Origin of the sequence: Pseudomonas peli (assembly GCF_900099645.1) — a bacterium.
GTDB classification, from domain to species: domain Bacteria; phylum Pseudomonadota; class Gammaproteobacteria; order Pseudomonadales; family Pseudomonadaceae; genus Aquipseudomonas; species Aquipseudomonas peli.
In genome coordinates, this window is record NZ_FMTL01000002.1 from 577,186 (window position 1) to 595,585 (window position 18,400).

Here is an 18,400-nt window from a genome sequence, read left to right on the forward strand (position 1 = left end):
ATTGCCCGTACATTTTTAGACGCTCAATTGCCGGCTATGGCTGATCGTGATGGGCTGGACTCGGCCAAGAGCAGTCATCCGGCATCTATAAAAGTTGGTGTTTCGCTTTCAGAATGGTATCTACAACCTTTGACGTTTACGTTGTCGACTCATGCCACCAAGCAAGTTGTTAGCTTTCAGGAAACTCTGCCAGTCACCGCTGCTGAACTGACTACCCTGGTCTGAGTGAGACATCACTTCCTGCTTGGGCTTGAGCAGCCAAACAGCCACCAGCAATGCATCAATAGCCAGATCGCTGGCCATCTGCGGCTTCACAGACCAGCCAATGACCTGCAGAGAAAACAGATCGAGCACAATCGCCAAAAATAACCAACCCTCATAGGTGTGGATGTAGGTTATGTCCTTGTCCCAGACTTTGTTGGGTTCGATGACATTGGATAGGTGCGTCAGATGATTCGGTGAAGCCACTTGAGACTTACAACCGTAGCGTCCAGATAGGCGACGGTACCTTTTCTGCGAGCGAAGCCCTTCAAAGCGCATCAATCGATGCAACACGATGGTTGCCGCACGCTTCTGGCAAACAGTGTTCTAGGTATTAAAGCGCTCCGTCAGGCCATGGAGATCTGACGCGGTTTTCTCTAACTCCTGCCCCCTATCACTAGCCTTGGAGGCATTCTCCAAGCTCTCATCAGCAGCCTCAGCTATGTGGTTGATCTGCCGTGAAATATCTTCAGCAACGTGAGCTTGCTCTTCTGCTGCCGCAGCCATTTGCTGGCTCATGGCACTTATGCGCTCCATGGCTGACTTTATTCCTTCAAGGGCTTGCTGTGTTTCACTGACACGCTGTACGCCTTGCTCAGCGTCCTCATTACCTTTGCGGGCGATCTCTACTGCGTTTACTGCGCTATTGCGCAAGGTGCTAATGATCTTCTGAATCGACTCAGTGGACTCTCTTGTTTTTTGCGCCAATGAGCGTACTTCGTCAGCAACAACAGCAAAACCACGGCCTTGCTCGCCGGCCCGCGCTGCCTCAATCGCAGCGTTTAGTGCGAGTAGATTTGTTTGATCAGCGATTGATTGGATCAAACTCGCTGCGGTATTGATGTAGTCCGTTTCGGTTGCAAGACTTTCGACTGCGCAAGTGACCTGATCCACTGTTACGGATAAGGCTTCTATAACTTTTAACGTTGTGTCCGCGACTTCACTCCCTTGTGCCACCAGACTAGAGGCGCTCTGTGCTTCCTCAGCTGTGAGCTGGATATTGGCGGCTACCTCGTTAATCGAGGCGGTCATTTCTGTCATGGCTGTTGCTGCCATATCGGCTTCAGCACGTTGTTCTGCCAACGCATGCCTGGTCTTGCTGGCAAGCGTTTGAGCATCCGCTGCACCCTGACTAGTCTGCTCGGCATAATCACCCAAGCGTGTAAGAACGGTTCGAATTCGTGCTGCTTCACTGATTAAAACCATACGCAGCTTGGCTGTAACGCCCTTATCTGTAGTGAATACCTTGGCGGCCAGTTCACTGTCGAAAGCATCCGGCACTTCACCCAGAGCAGCGTTGACACGATTCTGCAAACGCCTTACTGCCATAAGGCCCGCAGCTGGAGCACTAAAAAGCGGAACGATGGCCATCCAAAAGCTTGCTCCCATAGAGCTTATTAGAGCCGCACCGGCAAGGCCTATGGCAATAGGGGCAAAAAGTTGCCCAAGCAATGACCTAAAATGGTCTGCGGATGCTGAGCTGAGCTTGCCTTCGTTGATGCTGTCGTACAGCGCGCTTGCTCTGTTGACGCGCTCAGGGCTCGGTTTCGTTCGAACGGATTCGTACCCGATCAACTTACCGCTTTCAGTGATCGGCGTAACGTAGGCTTCAACCCAGTAGTGATCACCATTTTTACAGCGGTTCTTCACTATACCCATCCAGCACTTTCCGGCCTTGAGGCATTGCCACATGTGCTCATAGACAGAGGGTGGCATGTCGGGGTGCCTGACGATGTTGTGCGGGCTGCCAATCAGTTCTGCCCGAGTAAAGCCACTTATCGCCTCAAACTCATCATTGCAGTAGAGGATTTTTCCCGACGAGTCTGTTGCTGAAATCAGTCGTTGCGACTGATCAAAGCTTCGCTCGCGGCCTGTTAGGGGGAGGTTTTTACGCATTTTTCATAAGCCTTCTTGGTAGCGGCATAATGATATCATTTTCCAGCGAAGCCACTGGCTAGTGCCGGAAGACGCTGCTGTTCTTCTTTCGGTAATCGGCCGCGTATTGTAAAAAATTAGGCCGTATCCAAGCATTAGCGCAAGCAAAGACGTCGACCCAGAAGTCACAAGGCACACATTCTTAGTGCCAAACTGACCCTGCTACGTAGCGGAATGGCTTTCGCGTTCTTCACCTATTGCGGAACCTGGCTTGTAGAAAAGCTGAACCAGGTCGATACAGATTGCTACGTGCTGTTGCAGGGAGTAAGCGAAATGCTTCAAGAGATGGCCTGGAAAAGCTTTATGTGAGCTACTTTTACCTACTATTACCAGTCTGCGCGCGCGGTCAAATTAATACCGTTGCGCTTGCTAACCTTCGGCTGACATCGTTCTACACAGTGGAAGATTGAATGTTTATAGACCTTATCGAGAACATAACCCTACTGATCTCACTGTGCTGGCTACATGGGATGATCATGCGGTATCTGGACGGGTATGAGCGGCTGGGTAAAGTCTGCGCAGGCCTATTATTCGGCGCAGTTTGTATTGCCGGGATGAAAATCCCATTGGTGCTGACTGATGGGATAATTTTCGATGGTCGCACAGTAGTGCTAAGTATGGCCGCGTTCTTCGGCGGGCCACTGGTAGGCGCGATTGCAGGTTGCATGGCAGGTTTGTTTCGCCTTTGGCTAGGAGGTATAGGTGTTATCCCTGGGCTGCTCAATATATTGATGCCGATACTAATGGGGCTGGCATTTAGTTACATACATCGGCGGGGATGGGTACCCTTTAATATCGGCTCACTGCTGGTATTTGGAGTTGTGCTTCAAGGCTTGCAGGTGTTGAATCTGGCGCTACTACCAGTCGACCATTTTGCCTTGTTCCTTAAGCATGCACTATTGCCTCTCGTTGCAGTGCTGATACCCGCAACGCTGCTCCTAGGTCTGTTGTTAAGGGATGTTCAGCTACAGAGACAAGCCCGCGAGGCTTTGCGGCAGAGCGAGGCATATTTGCGTGCGATTACTGAAGCAGTACCTGATTTATCACTGGTGCTCGATGAGGATGGGCGCTACCTGAAAATCAAGACACCAGACAATGACCTGCTTTTTACTGGGGCTTCGGAGTTACTTGGAAAGCGCCTGCAAGATGTACTGCCGGCAAGCCAGGCAGATTTATTCCATAAATTTATAAGCCGTACTCTGGCCAGTGACCGCCCACAAACCATCGAATATGGTATGCAAACCCAGGTTGGTCATCGCACCTTCGAAGCGCGTGCGCGTCGCTTAGATACGCTTATTCAGGGCCGTCGTGCAGTGGTGCTTATGGCTCGGGATATAACTGACCGGATTGCTTATGATCTGGATCGAAGGGTTGCTGCTATCGCCTTCGAGTCCCAGCAAGGCATGATAATAACCGATGCTCAAACCAGGATTATCAAAGTCAATAAAGCGTTCTCGCGCATCACCGGTTATACCGAAACTGAAGTTTTAGGACAGCCGACCCGCATGCTTGGCTCTGGCCATCAAGGCCCTGAGTTCTACCAAGAGCTTTGGAAAACGCTCTCTGAAAACGGCTTCTGGGAGGGTGAGATCTGGAATCGCCGCAAGAACAATGAAGTGTTCCCAGAGTGGCTAACAATTAGCGCCGTACGTGATGAGCAAGGTCAGGTTATTAACTACGTGGCTTCCCTCACCGACATCACTGAGCGCAAAAGTGCCGAGCAGAAAATTCAGCATCTGGCCTTCTATGATCCACTGACTAATTTGCCCAATAGGCGCTTGTTGCGTGACCGTCTCCAACAGGCGATGGCCTTATGCGGCCGGAAAGGCATGTATGGCGCACTAATTTTTCTTGATCTGGATGACTTCAAAAACGTCAACGACCTTTATGGTCACCAAGTTGGCGACGAGTTGCTATGTCAGGTGGCCAAGCGCCTTACTGAAACGCTTCGAGAACAGGACACCGTGGCACGTCTTGGCGGGGATGAGTTTGTAATCCTGTTGGAGGGTTTGGAGTCCTGTGCCGAGGAGGCAGGCACCCAGGTTGAGCACATAGGTATCAAGTTATTGCAGGCGTTGCGTGAGCCTTATTTAGTCAGCGGTCATCGGTTCAACAATAGCGCCAGCTTGGGTATTGTGATGTTCAATGATGCTCACCACTCGGTGGATGAGTTGATGCAGCATGCGGACTTATCCATGTACAGCTCAAAAGCCTTGGGCAAGAACGCACTCAGTTTCTACGACCCGCAGATGCAGGCTGTGGTGAGCAAGCGCCTGCAACTCGAAGAAGATATTCGTCGCGGCCTAGCCGAAGAAGAGTTTGTCATTTACTTGCAGCCACAGGCTGGGGTGAATGGCTATCTCGAAGGTGCAGAGGCCCTTGTGCGATGGCAGCATCCCCAGCGTGGTGTTTTGGGGCCCGGCGTATTCATCGAGATCGCTGAACGCAGCGACCTTATTGAAGTGATGGATCTTGCAACCTTGCGCCAGGGCTGCGAGCTCCTTGTCCGCTGGTCAAACCAGCCGCAGCGAGCTGCTTTGAGCTTGTCAGTTAACATTAGCTCCAGACTGCTTTACAGGGATGACTTTATCGATCTGATTAAGCATTTGTTGGATGAAACCCAGGCCAACCCACTGCGCCTAAAGCTCGAAATAACTGAGTCACTGTTGCTCACTGACAAGGAGAAGGCAGTGATGCGCATGCAGTCACTACGGGAGATGGGCATTCGCTTTTCCATCGACGATTTCGGTACCGGTTATTCGTCCATGGCTTACCTTCAACAGTTGCCGCTCGATCAGTTGAAGATCGACCAGTCATTTGTGCGTGACTTACCTGAAAACACGAGCGGTCTGGCTATAGTTCGCGCCATCTTGGCTATGGCGCATAGTCTTAATCTCGAAGTCATTGCTGAGGGCGTAGAGACCTTGGCTCAGCGTGATGCCCTGAGTGATAGCGGATGTAAGCACTTTCAAGGTTATCTGTTTGGCAAGCCGGTTGCTGTGGCAGACTTCGAGATCATCTCTCTCTGCTCTGGAAGTCAGCACTGAATAGCCCCTGTTTCTGTAGACACCTGATGACCGCTATTGGCCGGTTAGCGACTACTGCTCTGGCTAGCCATGCTTGTCCTCCCACATGTGGAGAACTTGCCATGAACATCATTGCTACCTGCAGCTGCCGGCCCTGGAATAAAGGGAAGTTGGTCGGGCAGAAAACCCCGCTCCGGCTGAGAGATATCTGGGCCATCCGAGTAAGGCTTCAACTTGCAGAACGAACCCGTGATCTGGCTCTGTTCGATCTGGCAATCGACAGCAAGCTTCGAGCCTGCGACTTAACCAAGCTTCGTGTATGCGACGTTGCTCATGGCGAGCATGTGTCATCACGAGCGATGGTTATGCAGCAGAAAACGAAGCGGCCAGTGCAGTTCGAAATTACTGAGCAAACACGGTCTGCTCTCGCGGCCTGGATACACCAAGCCCAGCTCCGTAACCAGGACTGCCTTTTCCCGAGCAGGCTGCACACCTCAGACCATCTATCCACTCGTCAATACGCTCGTATCGTCAAGGGCTGGGTGAAAGCCATTGGTCTTGATCCGGCCATGTATGGCACTCACACAATGAGACGTACGAAGGCATCACTGATCTATCGCCGGACGAAGAACCTACGGGCGGTTCAATTGCTGCTCGGCCATACGAAGCTGGAGAGCACCGTTCGATATCTTGGGATTGAGGTCGACGACGCCTTGGAAATGGCGGAGCAGACCGAGGTTTGACCATGTATAGCGACGGTCGAAGTCAGGCCGTCGCTAACCGGCCAGATGCGGTCAGTCAGATCCCATCTTTATGCAAACACCTGACTGCCGCACCCATCTTCCTGGATAAAAATCCTGCTAAATCGTGACTATAAGGCGGGAAGTGAATTATTTTTAATCGCTGGTCGCGCTGGAGTTCAAATACCAGCTTGGCTCATCAAAATTTGTTCACTCCACCCCTTTTTGATTTTTCGCGATTATGCCCTCACCAGCACTTACAACCCATACTTCAGTAACAAATCCCGGTAAGTCGACCCTGATTTGACCTTTTCCAGCGCGCGCGTGAACTGACTCACCAGCGCATCCTCAGTCCCCAGAGTAAAGGCCAGATAGCCTTCGCCAGCTAAATCGGTGAGCTCAAAAAGCTTCTCAACTTGACTGAAATCCAAGCCGAAACGCTGGGTTGAATAGAGGAGCATGGTGGGATCTTCGGGCAGAAGGTCAAACCGGCCGTGGAAAAATTTGCGAATATTGGATTCATCATTGTTGGCAATATCCAGATTGGCGGCCAAACCCTGTTTACTCAGATAACGAAAGCGGCCGCCTTGCGCAGTAACGCCGATACGATACTTGCCCAGCTCGCTGACACTGTTTGCCTGCACAGCCTGGCGCGACTTGAGTCTATAGACGATTATCTTAAAGGGCACCAAAGGCCCGACCCAACGGTAGTCCAGTTCAGTTTCTTGATTGCGGTAGACGGTAAAGATCAGATTATTGGGCTGCGCCAGCACACAGCATTCAATTCTTGGCCAGGGTCGTAGCTTGATCGCTGCTTTGCTGCCCAGCTCGTTGAGCACCAGTTGTACGACCTCGACAGCAAAGCCAGCAGCTTGCCCCGAGCTGCTATCAAGGAACTGGTAAGGTGCTTCCTCCGGAGCGTAGACCCCAATCTCCGAAGCCCATAACCTGCCACTGAGCAATGCCAGTCCAAAGCAAATCAGAATCTTAATAGCCATTCAGATCAACCTGCTTCCAGTCCGCCTAAGGTGCCAGCGCAAAAGAGCTGAAACGCACAATTAGTTGCGGGCTTCCAGGCTTATACCCATACCCCTTGCCTCTAACATGCAGTTCTACTCTAGAGCAAATGGACGGTGCGCCGCCCAGCAGGACAGCTTTTGCACCCGATTCAACGTCTGAATCCAGCGCATAAGTGCAATGCTGGCCCTTGAATAACTGCCACTTCAAGCCTGATGGCTAGCATCTACCTTTTTTTGCCTGTCCAGGAGGGCAGTGAGGCGGGCCACCTCCGCCATCTCCAATATCAACTCCTACTCCGGGAAGCCTCAGGCTGCAGCCTGACATGAGTATCGCCACCATCATCAACGCAAGTATGCGAGCAATCATTTTGTTATTTCCTTAGGCGTTAAGCCTGAAAATTCCACTGCAAAAGTCATCATTGCCTCCGCTTTAAGGTATCAACACCCTCCAAGTGCTTGAGGCCTAGAATCATCAATATAGATGTCTTTGTGGGTGCATCGTTCATTACCCATGGGTTTCTTTTCATGTGCTCTGCGCAAAGGATTCGCAGGCTTCTATCAAATTTCAGAAAACGCTTGACCTTACTCTCGTGGCAAGGTCGAGGATGTCCCCAAGGTCCAGATAGAAACGCCTATTTGGTGACTACTGAGGCGACTTAAAGGGGATTACGTAATGAGCAGAGTTGATCTGAATGTCGAAGGTATGAGTTGCGGCTCTTGTGTCAAACACATCAATGCGGCGTTGCATCCGGTTGCAGGCGTCAATGAGGTAGCTGTAGACCTGAACACTAATCAAGTGACCGTCATTGGCAGCATGGATACCGCGGCCGTCATAGGTGTTCTGCGAGAAGCGGGTTACCCAGCTCATGTTGCCACACCAGACATTAATGCAGGTACTAAGACGGCGTCATCGGTCGGTTCTGGATGTTGTTGTCATTGATAACCGGGCCCCAATCGTCGCCAAATCGTAAGCGAATTAAAATCATGCAAGCGCCCCTTTATCAGTGCGTTGGCTGATACCGCGAATGCGACTTTTTTGCAGCACTGTTCAGTAGATTGTTTGCGGTATACAAAAGGACTAATCGGTGGATAATTGGCTATCGACTTTGCTTTTAGACCTCTAGTGCCTATGCGCTTACTAAAAATTGCACTAATCTGGATGCTGATGCTCGCCTTACCGGTGCAGAGCATGGCAGCTATCAGCATGCAGTTATGCGCGGTAACCCAGCAAAGCGGGGCGATGACGCAGGATGATCCGCAAATGGCCGCGCATCACCCGGGTGCGATGGTTATGGCTGAGCCTGCGAAGGCACCTGCCCATGGCGAGCATCACGCCAGCGATACTTCCAGCAAGTCCGTGTCCAACGCCGATAACAGCCTGTGCAGCCTCTGCGCTTTTTGTGTCGGCGCGGTGGCCCTGAGCACGGTGGTTGCCAGCAATTCCCCACTGCAAGCGGTCGAGCCGTCCCTGGCGCTACTGGATCAGTTTGTCGGTTTTATCGCCGAAACCCCCGAAAGACCCCCACGACTGTTTCTCGCTTAAGCCAAACCATGCGTTGACGCACCTAGCTCAGTTGCTGCCTGGGATCGCGTAACGCGTATTTAGCTATTAGTCGGTGCTTGCCTGCGAAATGCAGGCTGCGCCTCTGCACGCGAGATTATTCGATGATGCGTTTTCTCTTTGCCCGCCCGCAGGCGTTTATCTGCCTGGCATGGTTGCTGCCGGCCGGCAGTTGGGCTGATTCACCCGATCCGCTGGACGCCCAGGCCGCCACGCCGCCTGTGCACTATCAATCGCCGCTCAAGGCCTACCAGGGTTTTAGCGAGCAACCGCTGTACGACTGGCGCGAGGCCAATGACTTGGTCGGCCGGATCGGCGGCTGGCGCACTTACGCCCAAGAGCCGTATGCCCATGAGTCCGATACCCAGGAAACCCCGGCGCAGCAGCCAGCCGAGCCTTCGAGTAAGCCAATGGAGGCGCACCATGGCCATCACTAAATCGAGTGGCATGACGAGCCGCGTCGGGCTTTGCGCAATGGTTGTTTTACTGAGCGGCTGCGCCAGCTTTAGCCAGGATGGTGGTTTTACTCAGGTCGAGCAGGCCAGCCAGGCGCAGTTGGACAAGCAGGTGACCTGGGTGAAAACCCCGGAGCAGCGCAGCCAGGTGGCCGAGCGGGTCGCCGAGTTGCTGGTCGAGCCGCTGACGGTGGATGCCGCGGTACAGGTTGCCTTGCTGAATAACCGCGACTTGCAGGCAAGCTTCGATGCGCTGGGTATCAGTGAAGCCGAGCGCGTGCAGGCCGGGCGTATCCCCAATCCGGGCTTTTCCTTCGGGCGTTTGGAGAAAGGCAGCGAGGTGGAGTACGAGCGCGGCTTGCATATAAATCTGGCGCGGCTGATCGCCATGCCGCTGACCTCCGACATGGAGGCCAAGCGCTTCGAGCAGGTGCAGCGGCAGACCAGTCTGTCGTTGTTCGAACTGGCCAGCCAGACCCGCAAGGCCTGGTACCGAGCGGTGGCCGCGCAGGAGAGCTTGGCTTATATGCAGCAGGTGATGCAGGCGGCTGAGGTTTCGGCTGAGCTGGCCCGGCGGTTGGCCGCAGTGGGCAACTACAGCACGCTGCAGCGAGCTCAGGAGCAGAGTTTTTATGCCGATGCTGGGCTGAACCTGATTCGCGCCGAGCAGGCTCGGATGCAGAGCCGTGAGCAGTTGATCCGTCTGCTTGGTTTGTGGGGGGAGCAGATTGAATTCCGCTTACCCGAGCGCTTGCCCGAGTTGCCGGCTAAGCCTGAGCAGTTGCCGGATGTCGAACGTTTGGCCATGGCTCAGCGTCTGGATATCCAGGCTGTGCGCCTGGACGCCGAGCGGCTGGCCAGCAACCTGGGGCTGAGCAAGACCACACGTTTTATCAACGTGCTGGAGCTAGGCGTGGTGAACAACCGCTCCAATGAGGAACCGACCCAGCGCGGTTACGAGATCAGCGTCGAGTTGCCGCTGTTCGACTGGAGTGGAGCCAAGGTGGTCAAGGCCGAGGCGCAGTACCGGCAGATGCTTAATCGCGCCGCTGCCACAGCAATCAACGCGCGCTCGCAAGTGCGCGAGGCCTACCTGGGTTACCAGGCCAGCCATGACGTTGCCCGGCATTATCGCGACGAGGTACTGCCGCTGCGCGCGCGTATCGCCGAGGAAAACCTCCTGCAGTACAACGGCATGTTTATCAGCACCTTCGAGCTGCTGGCCGATGCACGCAAACAGATCCTCGCGGTCGATGGCTATCTGCAGGCGCAGCGCGACTTCTGGATCGCCAAGGCCGATCTGGATATGGCCCTGTTGGGCGCGCCTAGTCTGTCATCAAGCACACCGGCAATGGCCGCCACCGACGAGCCCGCCGGGCACTGATCAAGGAAAATTCCCCATGGTTTCACGACGTGATTTCTTTCTCGGTGCCAGCGCGATTACTGCCGCTGTCGCCACCTCGGCGGTCAGCCGGGTATCCCTGGCCGGCATACCGGAGGCGGTGTCGCAGGGCAGCGCCGATACCCAGCCGCCGCTGCAACCGCAGAATGGTCGGCCCTATAACCCGGTGGTCACCCTCAACGGCTGGACCCTGCCGTGGCGCATGAACAACGGGGTCAAGGAATTCCATCTTGTTGCCGAGCCGGTGGTGCGCGAGCTGGCGCCGGGCTACAAAGCTCACCTGTGGGGCTATAACGGCCAGTCGCCGGGGCCAACCATCGAGGTGGTGGAGGGCGATCGGGTGCGCATCTTCGTTACTAACAAGCTTCCTGAACACACCAGCATCCATTGGCACGGCCAGCGCCTGCCCAATGGTATGGATGGCGTCTCCGGGCTAACCCAGCCGGCGATTCCAGTGGGCAAGACTTTTGTCTACGAATTCGTCGCGCGCCGTCCCGGCACCTTTATGTACCACCCCCATGCCGACGAGATGACCCAGATGGCCATGGGAATGATGGGTTTCTGGGTCACTCATCCCAAGGAACACCACCCGCTGATCAGCGAAGTGGATCGGGATTTCTGCTTTCTGCTTAACGCCTATGACATCGAGCCTGGGGCGGCTACGCCGCAGATCATGACCATGCTCGACTTCAACCTGTGGACCTTCAACAGCCGCATCTTCCCTGGCATCGACCCGTTGGTGGTGCGGCATAACGACAAGGTGCGCCTGCGCGTTGGCAATCTGACCATGACCAACCATCCGATCCACCTGCATGGTCACGAGTTTGAGGTGACCGGCACCGATGGCGGGCCGACGCCGTTTGGTTCGCGCTGGCCGGAGGTGACTACGGATATCGCGGTGGGGCAGATGCGTCAGGTTGAGTTCCTTGCCGACGAGGAGGGCGACTGGGCTTTTCACTGTCACAAGAGCCACCACACGATGAACGCTATGGGCCATGACGTGCCGACGCTGATTGGCGTCGATCACCGCGAGATGACGCGCAAGGTCGCCAAGCTGATCCCTGACTATATGGTGATGGGTGAACGCGGCATGGCCGATATGGCGGAAATGCAGATGCCGCTGCCGGACAACACCGCCCCGATGATGACCGGCGACGGCCCCTTCGGCTCGGTGGAAATGGGCGGCATGTTTACTGTGCTCAAAGTGCGTAAGGATCAAGCGCCCGGCGATTACAGCGACCCCGGCTGGTTTAAGCACCCGGCCGGCACTGTGGCCTATGAATGGAAAGGGGAGTTGGCCAAACCGGCGCGTTCCAGCGAGGCCGGCGGGCAATCCATGCCGCTTAAGCAGCCGCTCGGTGAAGCAGTTGAGGTGCAGGTGCGTAAACCAAGCGGCCATGCTGGCCATTGAGGAGGTAGACCCATGAAACAGACAGCTTATTTGCCGCTGGCATTCGCCCTGGCGTGCTTGCTGCTTAGCGGTTCAGCGCTGGCCCATAGCGAACAACACACTGCGCAGTACAGCGCTGCCGTAGTCAAAGAACAGAAACCCTGGGGTATTGCCGGTGACCTTGAGCAGGTCAGCCGTACCATCGAAATAGGCATGAGCGACCAGATGCGCTTTAGCCCCGACCAACTTGAGGTCAAGCAGGGCGAGACCATCCGCTTTGTGCACCGTAACCAGGGCAAGTTGCTGCATGAGTTCGTCCTGGGTACTCAGGCGGATCTGGATGCGCACGCGGCGATGATGGCCAAGTTTCCCGGCATGCAGCATGACGAGCCCTATATGGCTCATGTCGGGCCGGGGCAGAGTGGCGAGATCATCTGGACCTTTAACCGTGCCGGCGAATTCGATTTCGCCTGCCTGATCGCCGGCCACTACCAGGCGGGAATGGTCGGAAAAGTGCTGGTTGTGTCTAACTGACTGATACGTGTGAGCCCACGTCAGCTTGTGCTGGCCTGGGGAATAGCGGCAGCGCAATTCTTGCGGGTCGATAAATGAACATGGCGGCCGTGTGGGCGCCTGACTTGAGGATTAAGACCATGAAACAACTACTGATTGCGTGCCTGCTGGGTAGCCTGACCTTTAGCGTTCAGGCCGGCAATGAACACAGCGGTCATGAGGACCATGTAGCCGCGCAGGCCAACGCCAGCATGAGTCATGGCGAGGTGCGTAAGATTGATGCAGCCAACCAGAAGATCACCTTGCGCCACGGGCCGTTGGCCAATATCGGCATGCCGCCGATGACTATGGTGTTTCAGGTGGAGGATGCTGCTCAACTGGAAGGTCTTAAGGTCGGTGACAAAGTGAGTTTTGTTGCGCAGCAGCAGGGCAGTCAGTTTGTTGCAACCGATTTGAAAACTGCACCCTAAAAGGTAATCGGGGCCGTGATACGGCCCCGGTTATAATGTTGAGCGTGTTAGAACATGTTTTTTCAGAAGATTGCACATGCTCACTCCCATAAATGTGAGTGAGCTTGAACTGCTATTAGCCGACCTATGCCAAACGCTCTAGGCTGGAATCGGCTAAAAGCTGACTGCCCGCAGGCTCCAGTTTAGTCGTGGAAATATCTACGAAACTAGGAGCGATTCAGTTAGTGCACAGTCCTCGCGGGCAATCCGTCAGGAGCTCTCCGCCACCGGCAGCCATACATACTCAAAGGCCTCTATCGCCATCGGCCGGCCGAACAGATAGCCCTGGAAATGCTTGCAACCACTATCGTACAGGGCCTGGCGCTGCACCTGGTCTTCCACGCCCTCGGCGATCACTTCAAGCTCCAGGCTCTGCGCCATGGCCAGGATGGCACGCACAATCGCCAGGCTACTGGTACTGGCTGGCAAGTCGCGAACAAAGGACTGGTCGATCTTCAGCTGATCAAGCGGCAACTGCTGCAGGTAAGCCATGGACGAATAACCGGTGCCGAAATCGTCAATAGAAAACCGGATACCCATCGCGCGCAGCGCCTGCATGCGCAGCACAGCCTTGTCCTTATCATTGAGCAGCAGCGATTCGGTGATTTCCAGTTTCAGGCGCAGCGGGCTGGCCTGGGTGTCCACCAGGATCTGCTGGATCAGATCGACAAAGTCGTCCTTGTAGAGCAGCCGGGCACTGATGTTGACCGCCAGGCTCAGGCTGGCCATCTGCGGCAGTCCGGCCCAGCGGGCCAGCAGCTCGCAGCCCTGGCGCAGGGTCAGCAGATCCATCTGCTCGATCAGGCCGCAACGCTCGGCAATCTCGATGAAGTTGCCCGGCCCGAGCAAACCGCGCTGGGGGTGCTGCCAGCGCACCAGGGCCTCCGCGCCCTCCAGCGCACCATTAGCGCCGGCTTGCGCCTGCAGGTACAGGATAAACTCGCCTTCGGCCAGCCCACGGCGAATATCCTCTTCCAGTCGCAGGCGCATGCTGACCACGGCTTGCATCTGCGGGTCATAGAAACTCAGGGTGTTCTTGCCCGCCGCCTTTGAGTTGTACATGGACAGATCGGCATGCTGCATCAGCTCATCGACCGTGTGCTGCTCATCATTGAACAGCACCACGCCAAGGCTGGCGCTATTATTGAAGCGCTGGTCATTGACCAGATACGGCTCGCGCAGCGCTTGCAACAACTTGCTGCCGATATGCTCGACCTGGGCACCGGCCTCCTCGGCATAGGGCCCCAGGCCCTCCAGCAGGATCACGAACTCATCCCCACCCAGGCGCGCCACGGTATCCAGCTCGCGCAGCGTTGTCTTCAGCCTGTCGGCTACCTGGCAGAGCAGCTCATCGCCAACCTGATGGCCATGCAGGTCGTTGACATTCTTGAAGTCGTCCAAGTCCATGAAAATCAGCGCAGCGTGCTGGCCTTTTCTGCTGCACAGGATCATCGCCTGCTGCAGACGATCACGCAGCAGACGCCGGTTGGGCAGGCCGGTCAACGGATCGTAAAAGGCCAGGTGCTGGATTTTCTGCTCGGCGCTCTTGCGTTCGCTGATATCGGTGAGTGAAGCCACGTAGTTGGTGACCCGCTCCTGCTCGTCACGCACAGCACTGATGGTGAGCCATTCGGGGAAGACTTCCCCGTTCTTGCGCCGGTTCCAGATTTCACCCTGCCATTCCCCGGTTTCCGTCAGAGTCTGCCAGAGCTCCTGATAGAACTCCGGTCCCTGGCGCCCTGAGCCGAGCATGCGGGTTGGCTGACCCAACACTTCCTCCTCGCTATAACCGGTGATTTTCGAGAAGGCCTGGTTGGCTTTGACAATCCTCGTCTGTGCGTCGGTAATCAACATGCCTTGTTGGGACTCGAAGGCGATGGCAGCAATCCGCCGGTCCAGCTCCAGCGTGACCCGTTCGGTGATATCACGAGCCATCAAGACCACCGCACGCTTGCCCTCGATGGGCGCATCCAGACGCCGTGCGCGGGCTTCGAAGGTACGATGGCCCGCCTGAGTCTGCATGCCGTACTCAATGGACTGCGGAGTATCACTGCCCAAGGTGCGTTGGATGAACTGCATGAACAGATCGGCCTGGCTCGCCGGCAATACCTCATCCAGGCGCTTGCCCAGCAGCTCCTCCGAACCTGCCAGCAGCAGATCGTTGTCTGGCGTCTTGATCTTCAGGTAGCGTCCATCTTCATCCAGCACCAGAGACAGGTCGGGCACCGCCTCAGTAATGGCACGTAACTGCGCTTCACTCTGGCGCAGAGCCTCACGGGCTATTTTCTGCTGCTCGATATCCCTGAGCAGCAAGCCCATTATCAGCGTGGACGGCAGCAGAACCGTCACCACAGGCAGCAAGCCGACCTGTAGGAAATGAGCAAAACGCTCAGCCGGCAACAAGGTCAGGTTTAGCACCTGCAGGACCTGTACCAGCACCGCGAAAATCAACAGAGCCAACACATTGAAGGGCAGCCAGCCGCGCCGATGCAGGTGGCGATATAGCAAGCCCATCAAAATCGGCATCAGTACATTGAGCACGCCTGGCATCACCCCGATACCACCGAGCCACCAGCGAAACAGCGCCGCTATGCCCCCAGCAATCACCGCCACCAGAGGACCACCGAAAAAGGCGGCCATACTTAGCACCACCGTTCGCCCATCGAAGATCAAACCATCGGCAAGGGTCAGCGGCATGGCCATACCCATGATGCACACCAGACCAAATAGGACTCCTGCGCTGATATCCCCCAGCAGCTTGCGCCCCTCTAGGCAGCGCATCAGCATGCCGTGCATCCAGCACAAGGTGATAAGCAGCGTGACATTCTTGACGAGCTCTAAAATCATGCGGTTATCCACTAGCACGGTTCGGGCATATAAAGACCCAAAGTTTGCATAGTAGCAATCTACCGGCTCGGAAGAGTCGCTCTGGCTAATCGATGCCTACCCACACAGCGGTCGTCCTAACCACACGGAAAGCTTTATTTCGCAGCAGACTATTTCTCTATCCCTCAGTTTGAAATTCTATAAATGGATGCAAAGGCATACACCCAGAGTGAGGGTGTGCAAATTTTATTTGCCACAGCACATGGATTCTTCGTCGAAAAGGGAAAGATTATTTTTGCAGGCAAACAGGCCGCTTATGGCCGTTTTCTGCCAGTCAATCGGTACAGCCTACTGGTCAGGTCGAATGCAATCGCTGGTCAGGACCAATGCAACTGATTGGTCAGTTGGGTGCAATTACGCAGCGATGTACAGAAGTGAATCTGATTGTTTCATCCGCCCCCTCAACCGCTCTGCGGTATGTTGGGTGACTTGCCTACGGTCGAGTTCAGGATCATCGACCCAATCGACATAGACCTTCTTTCCCATCCCCTCCAAAAGCACTTTCACTCCTAGCACCAACTCTGCATCGATGATCGAGTGAGATAGGAAAATGTCGAATCTGGTCGCGCGCTTGTTGTACTCCATCGACTCGGTAATCATCTCGCCGAGGCTGCGGTTCTTCATTGCTCGCTTGGCTGCAGATCGCGCCTCAGCTTTAGTAAAAAAGGCCATCTTCTTCTTCCGTATGATGTGAAGGTGTAATTGGCGCTATCGGGGCTTGTACGATTCAAAGCCTACGCTCCAATGGCGGAGTTGGCTGGCAAAAATTTCCAAGCCTCTTATGAAGAAGCACAGACACAACGCTTCTGCGCCAAACCATAAGCCACAAGACCTCTTAAGCTCGGAAGTGGCGTGGCCTCGGAGCCCTCTGAACTGACCCGGAAGCCATAAAGCACTTTGGTCATCGATCTCTCGAGTATGCCAAACGAAGGCATTGCGTTCCTTTCTCAGGCCTGTCCACCTTGCGACGCTCTGAGCTCAGATGCATAAACGGGCAGCTGAGGAATTGGCTGAAAGTCACCGATGTTACTCCGCCAATTTTTGCTTGATAGAAAATGTCTGCCCAAGTGTCGAGCTCTTCGTCACTCATGCCGTCAGCTGTATTCATCATTTCTACCTCTTGTATTCAGGTGGAGAAAACCAGAGCGCACAGCTTCACCACTGACGAACTACGCGGTGATGAGGGCCACCAGTTTCCAAGTCGCGACCTGGATTTCTGAGCTCAGTAAAAACAGGGCTCCAGGTGCTGCCACTGCAGCGAACCCGACGAGATAAGCCAGCGCTTCCCTCGTTTTTAAGCTCAATTTTTCGCGCATCTTGGCCTCCAAAGAAAATGCCTAAAATGTGATCTGTGATCTGTGATCTGTGATCTGTGATCTGTGATCTGTGATCTGTGAGGTCACATCTCCCGTTGTACATTCCCGGCCAGTACGCCTGACTCGATGAGTGCGAACCGAACCAGTGCGCTAACAGATCTGTTGGATGCGTTGCTGCGTTTATTCTGTAGTGCCGATTCCTCAAGCTGATGGATCATCCAAGTGGGCAGATTGATCGTTATGGGGCGCATCTGCGATTTTGATGGACCGTCTGTTCCGCTGTAAGACCTGTCGGCGAGTGTCCGTGAAAGGGCATCTACTTCGGCGGCCAGTGGGACTGGTTTTCGTGGAGGATTAACCATTGAGGAGCTCCGTGAGCAGCTGCTGAATCTCGTCAGCTGCAAGGGGGTTATTACTTTCGAGAACCCCAATTCCCTCGGAGATACACTCGCGATATGCCAAGCGTTGAAACCCTGATGAATTTGCTAGCAGGAGGTTTTCAAACACGCTGACATAGCTGCAAAAATCACTTCGTTCACGTTGTCGAATCTTTGGGTTGGTCGTCCCCATCGATTGGTAAATCAACACCCGTATTTTTGGATTCAACGGCCGAAGAGCATGGACCTGGTCCTCTAATTCTTGCAGGGTCTCCAGGTCCAGTTGGCTGCAAGCGTGAGGAGAAATGACTATGTCCGCAACGGACATTGCACTGATCAGCTCAGGGCTGTTTCTGCCGGGCACATCAACGATTACAACCTGGTTTTGGCGGCTTAAAACCTTCAGCGCGTCAACCAGGTTTCCTCGTCGCTGTGCGACATTAACAAATGGTGTGTGTTGTTTTTGCTGTCTTACTGAGCCCCAGTAAAGAGCTGACCCCTGCGGGTCCGCATCAACGAGCACCGCCTTGTTCATCCGGATTGCAAATGCTACGGCCAAGTTGGTGGCGAGCGTTGTTTTGCCAACGCCACCTTTGTTGCTACCAATGACGATGATCAAATGCTGATCTCCTATGAGCTGTGATGTATGAGGTCATAGGCATCGTGTCAGGGCTTTTGAAAATGCAACTGTTGCTACAGCGATTAGACATTTTTGGAGCCGGCACGGCTTATCCAATTGCCCTGAAGCCGAGGTTCCCAATCTTGAGCTTTTCCCAGCCGTACCAAAATCACTTGCAGGGTCAGCCAATACCTATACCGAGTTTCTTGAGATGAGTTTTTGAGATGGATATCGATGAACCAGTGGATGTGCTTTAGTCGCCATTGTTCGGGGTGATGGCGTTGCCAGCGATCGGCAATAGCCTGTTGAATGCAGTTGGCCTGCGTGATGTGACGATTTTTGGTGTGAGCGGACCCTCTGAGCACTCCGCCAAGAAATGCTTTCATACAGA

At 54.6% G+C, this 18,400-nt stretch carries 17 protein-coding genes and 1 pseudogene; 9 read left to right on the forward strand and 9 right to left on the reverse strand.

Annotated elements, in window-relative coordinates; all coding sequences use genetic code 11:
• Positions 1–141 precede the first annotated feature (141 nt).
• Positions 142–580: pseudogene (locus tag BLO50_RS11530) on the reverse strand (DDE-type integrase/transposase/recombinase); the annotation flags it as partial.
• A gap of 8 nt (positions 581–588) precedes the next feature.
• Positions 589–2,157: a methyl-accepting chemotaxis protein gene (locus tag BLO50_RS11535; RefSeq protein WP_090252725.1), complete on the reverse strand. Its 1,569-nt coding sequence runs from the start codon at positions 2,155–2,157 to the stop codon at positions 589–591.
• A 449-nt stretch (positions 2,158–2,606) separates the two neighbouring features.
• Between BLO50_RS11535 and BLO50_RS11540 the strand changes: the two genes are divergently transcribed.
• A complete protein-coding gene (locus BLO50_RS11540; protein WP_090252729.1) occupies positions 2,607–5,243 on the forward strand; it encodes an EAL domain-containing protein in 2,637 nt (878 codons plus the stop codon).
• A 101-nt stretch (positions 5,244–5,344) separates the two neighbouring features.
• Entirely contained in the window at positions 5,345–5,965 is a 621-nt protein-coding gene (locus tag BLO50_RS11545) for a tyrosine-type recombinase/integrase (protein WP_090252732.1), read from the forward strand.
• 254 nt (positions 5,966–6,219) lie between these two features.
• Here BLO50_RS11545 and BLO50_RS11550 read toward each other — a convergent pair whose 3' ends face one another.
• Together BLO50_RS11550 and BLO50_RS22065 are read right to left on the reverse strand one after the other, a co-directional pair.
• Positions 6,220–6,960 carry a substrate-binding periplasmic protein gene (locus BLO50_RS11550; RefSeq protein ID WP_090252734.1) on the reverse strand — a complete coding sequence of 247 codons (741 nt, stop codon included), beginning with the start codon at positions 6,958–6,960 and terminating at the stop codon, positions 6,220–6,222.
• Positions 6,961–7,198: 238 nt separating this feature from the next.
• Positions 7,199–7,348: a hypothetical protein gene (locus BLO50_RS22065; protein WP_244152877.1), complete on the reverse strand. Its 150-nt coding sequence runs from the start codon at positions 7,346–7,348 to the stop codon at positions 7,199–7,201.
• A gap of 336 nt (positions 7,349–7,684) precedes the next feature.
• Here BLO50_RS22065 and BLO50_RS11555 point away from each other — a divergent pair, with 336 nt between their 5' ends.
• The 7 genes from BLO50_RS11555 to BLO50_RS11585 all read left to right on the forward strand — a co-directional run bounded on the left by BLO50_RS11555 (position 7,685) and on the right by BLO50_RS11585 (position 12,772).
• Positions 7,685–7,921, forward strand: a complete 237-nt coding sequence (locus tag BLO50_RS11555; RefSeq protein ID WP_244152895.1) for a heavy-metal-associated domain-containing protein — start codon at positions 7,685–7,687, stop codon at positions 7,919–7,921.
• Between the two features lie 225 nt (positions 7,922–8,146).
• Entirely contained in the window at positions 8,147–8,524 is a 378-nt protein-coding gene (locus BLO50_RS11560) for a hypothetical protein (protein WP_143003818.1), read from the forward strand.
• Between the two features lie 122 nt (positions 8,525–8,646).
• Positions 8,647–8,979, forward strand: coding sequence for a hypothetical protein (locus BLO50_RS11565; protein WP_090252742.1), 333 nt, complete (start codon positions 8,647–8,649; stop codon positions 8,977–8,979).
• Complete coding sequence (locus tag BLO50_RS11570; protein ID WP_244152878.1) at positions 8,966–10,381, forward strand: TolC family protein; 1,416 nt, start codon at positions 8,966–8,968, stop codon at positions 10,379–10,381. Before BLO50_RS11565 ends, BLO50_RS11570 begins: the two co-directional genes overlap by 14 nt.
• 16 nt (positions 10,382–10,397) lie before the next feature.
• Positions 10,398–11,810, forward strand: coding sequence for a multicopper oxidase family protein (locus BLO50_RS11575; protein ID WP_090252745.1), 1,413 nt, complete (start codon positions 10,398–10,400; stop codon positions 11,808–11,810).
• A 12-nt stretch (positions 11,811–11,822) separates the two neighbouring features.
• Positions 11,823–12,323 carry a cupredoxin domain-containing protein gene (locus tag BLO50_RS11580; RefSeq protein WP_090252747.1) on the forward strand — a complete coding sequence of 167 codons (501 nt, stop codon included), beginning with the start codon at positions 11,823–11,825 and terminating at the stop codon, positions 12,321–12,323.
• Between the two features lie 119 nt (positions 12,324–12,442).
• On the forward strand, positions 12,443–12,772 hold the full coding sequence (locus BLO50_RS11585) for a copper-binding protein (RefSeq protein WP_090252750.1): 330 nt from the start codon (positions 12,443–12,445) through the stop codon (positions 12,770–12,772).
• 249 nt (positions 12,773–13,021) lie between these two features.
• Here the strand turns inward: BLO50_RS11585 and BLO50_RS11590 are convergent, their stop codons facing one another.
• From BLO50_RS11590 to BLO50_RS11615, 5 genes are all read right to left on the reverse strand, one after another.
• A complete protein-coding gene (locus tag BLO50_RS11590) occupies positions 13,022–15,658 on the reverse strand; it encodes an EAL domain-containing protein (protein WP_090252753.1) in 2,637 nt (878 codons plus the stop codon).
• A gap of 393 nt (positions 15,659–16,051) precedes the next feature.
• Positions 16,052–16,369 carry a hypothetical protein gene (locus BLO50_RS11600; protein ID WP_186343915.1) on the reverse strand — a complete coding sequence of 106 codons (318 nt, stop codon included), beginning with the start codon at positions 16,367–16,369 and terminating at the stop codon, positions 16,052–16,054.
• A 497-nt stretch (positions 16,370–16,866) separates the two neighbouring features.
• The gene (locus BLO50_RS21830; protein ID WP_167354455.1) at positions 16,867–17,013 is read right to left on the reverse strand and encodes a hypothetical protein; all 147 of its coding nucleotides are present in this window, start codon (positions 17,011–17,013) and stop codon (positions 16,867–16,869) included.
• A 354-nt stretch (positions 17,014–17,367) separates the two neighbouring features.
• Positions 17,368–18,009 (reverse strand): AAA family ATPase, encoded by a 642-nt coding sequence (locus BLO50_RS11610; protein ID WP_167354456.1) that lies wholly within the window; start codon positions 18,007–18,009, stop codon positions 17,368–17,370.
• An 83-nt stretch (positions 18,010–18,092) separates the two neighbouring features.
• The gene (locus BLO50_RS11615; protein WP_244152879.1) at positions 18,093–18,395 is read right to left on the reverse strand and encodes a hypothetical protein; all 303 of its coding nucleotides are present in this window, start codon (positions 18,393–18,395) and stop codon (positions 18,093–18,095) included.
• Between the last annotated feature and the right edge of the window lie 5 nt (positions 18,396–18,400).

Coding starts and splice junctions, on each gene's coding strand:
- BLO50_RS11535 (WP_090252725.1), bottom strand. CDS start 2,157: ATGCGTAAAAACCTCCCCCTAACAGGCCGCGAGCGAAGCTTTGATCAG.
- BLO50_RS11540 (WP_090252729.1), top strand. CDS start 2,607: ATGTTTATAGACCTTATCGAGAACATAACCCTACTGATCTCACTGTGC.
- BLO50_RS11545 (WP_090252732.1), top strand. CDS start 5,345: ATGAACATCATTGCTACCTGCAGCTGCCGGCCCTGGAATAAAGGGAAG.
- BLO50_RS11550 (WP_090252734.1), bottom strand. CDS start 6,960: ATGGCTATTAAGATTCTGATTTGCTTTGGACTGGCATTGCTCAGTGGC.
- BLO50_RS22065 (WP_244152877.1), bottom strand. CDS start 7,348: ATGATTGCTCGCATACTTGCGTTGATGATGGTGGCGATACTCATGTCA.
- BLO50_RS11555 (WP_244152895.1), top strand. CDS start 7,685: ATGAGTTGCGGCTCTTGTGTCAAACACATCAATGCGGCGTTGCATCCG.
- BLO50_RS11560 (WP_143003818.1), top strand. CDS start 8,147: ATGCTCGCCTTACCGGTGCAGAGCATGGCAGCTATCAGCATGCAGTTA.
- BLO50_RS11565 (WP_090252742.1), top strand. CDS start 8,647: ATGATGCGTTTTCTCTTTGCCCGCCCGCAGGCGTTTATCTGCCTGGCA.
- BLO50_RS11570 (WP_244152878.1), top strand. CDS start 8,966: ATGGCCATCACTAAATCGAGTGGCATGACGAGCCGCGTCGGGCTTTGC.
- BLO50_RS11575 (WP_090252745.1), top strand. CDS start 10,398: ATGGTTTCACGACGTGATTTCTTTCTCGGTGCCAGCGCGATTACTGCC.
- BLO50_RS11580 (WP_090252747.1), top strand. CDS start 11,823: ATGAAACAGACAGCTTATTTGCCGCTGGCATTCGCCCTGGCGTGCTTG.
- BLO50_RS11585 (WP_090252750.1), top strand. CDS start 12,443: ATGAAACAACTACTGATTGCGTGCCTGCTGGGTAGCCTGACCTTTAGC.
- BLO50_RS11590 (WP_090252753.1), bottom strand. CDS start 15,658: ATGATTTTAGAGCTCGTCAAGAATGTCACGCTGCTTATCACCTTGTGC.
- BLO50_RS11600 (WP_186343915.1), bottom strand. CDS start 16,369: ATGGCCTTTTTTACTAAAGCTGAGGCGCGATCTGCAGCCAAGCGAGCA.
- BLO50_RS21830 (WP_167354455.1), bottom strand. CDS start 17,013: ATGCGCGAAAAATTGAGCTTAAAAACGAGGGAAGCGCTGGCTTATCTC.
- BLO50_RS11615 (WP_244152879.1), bottom strand. CDS start 18,395: ATGAAAGCATTTCTTGGCGGAGTGCTCAGAGGGTCCGCTCACACCAAA.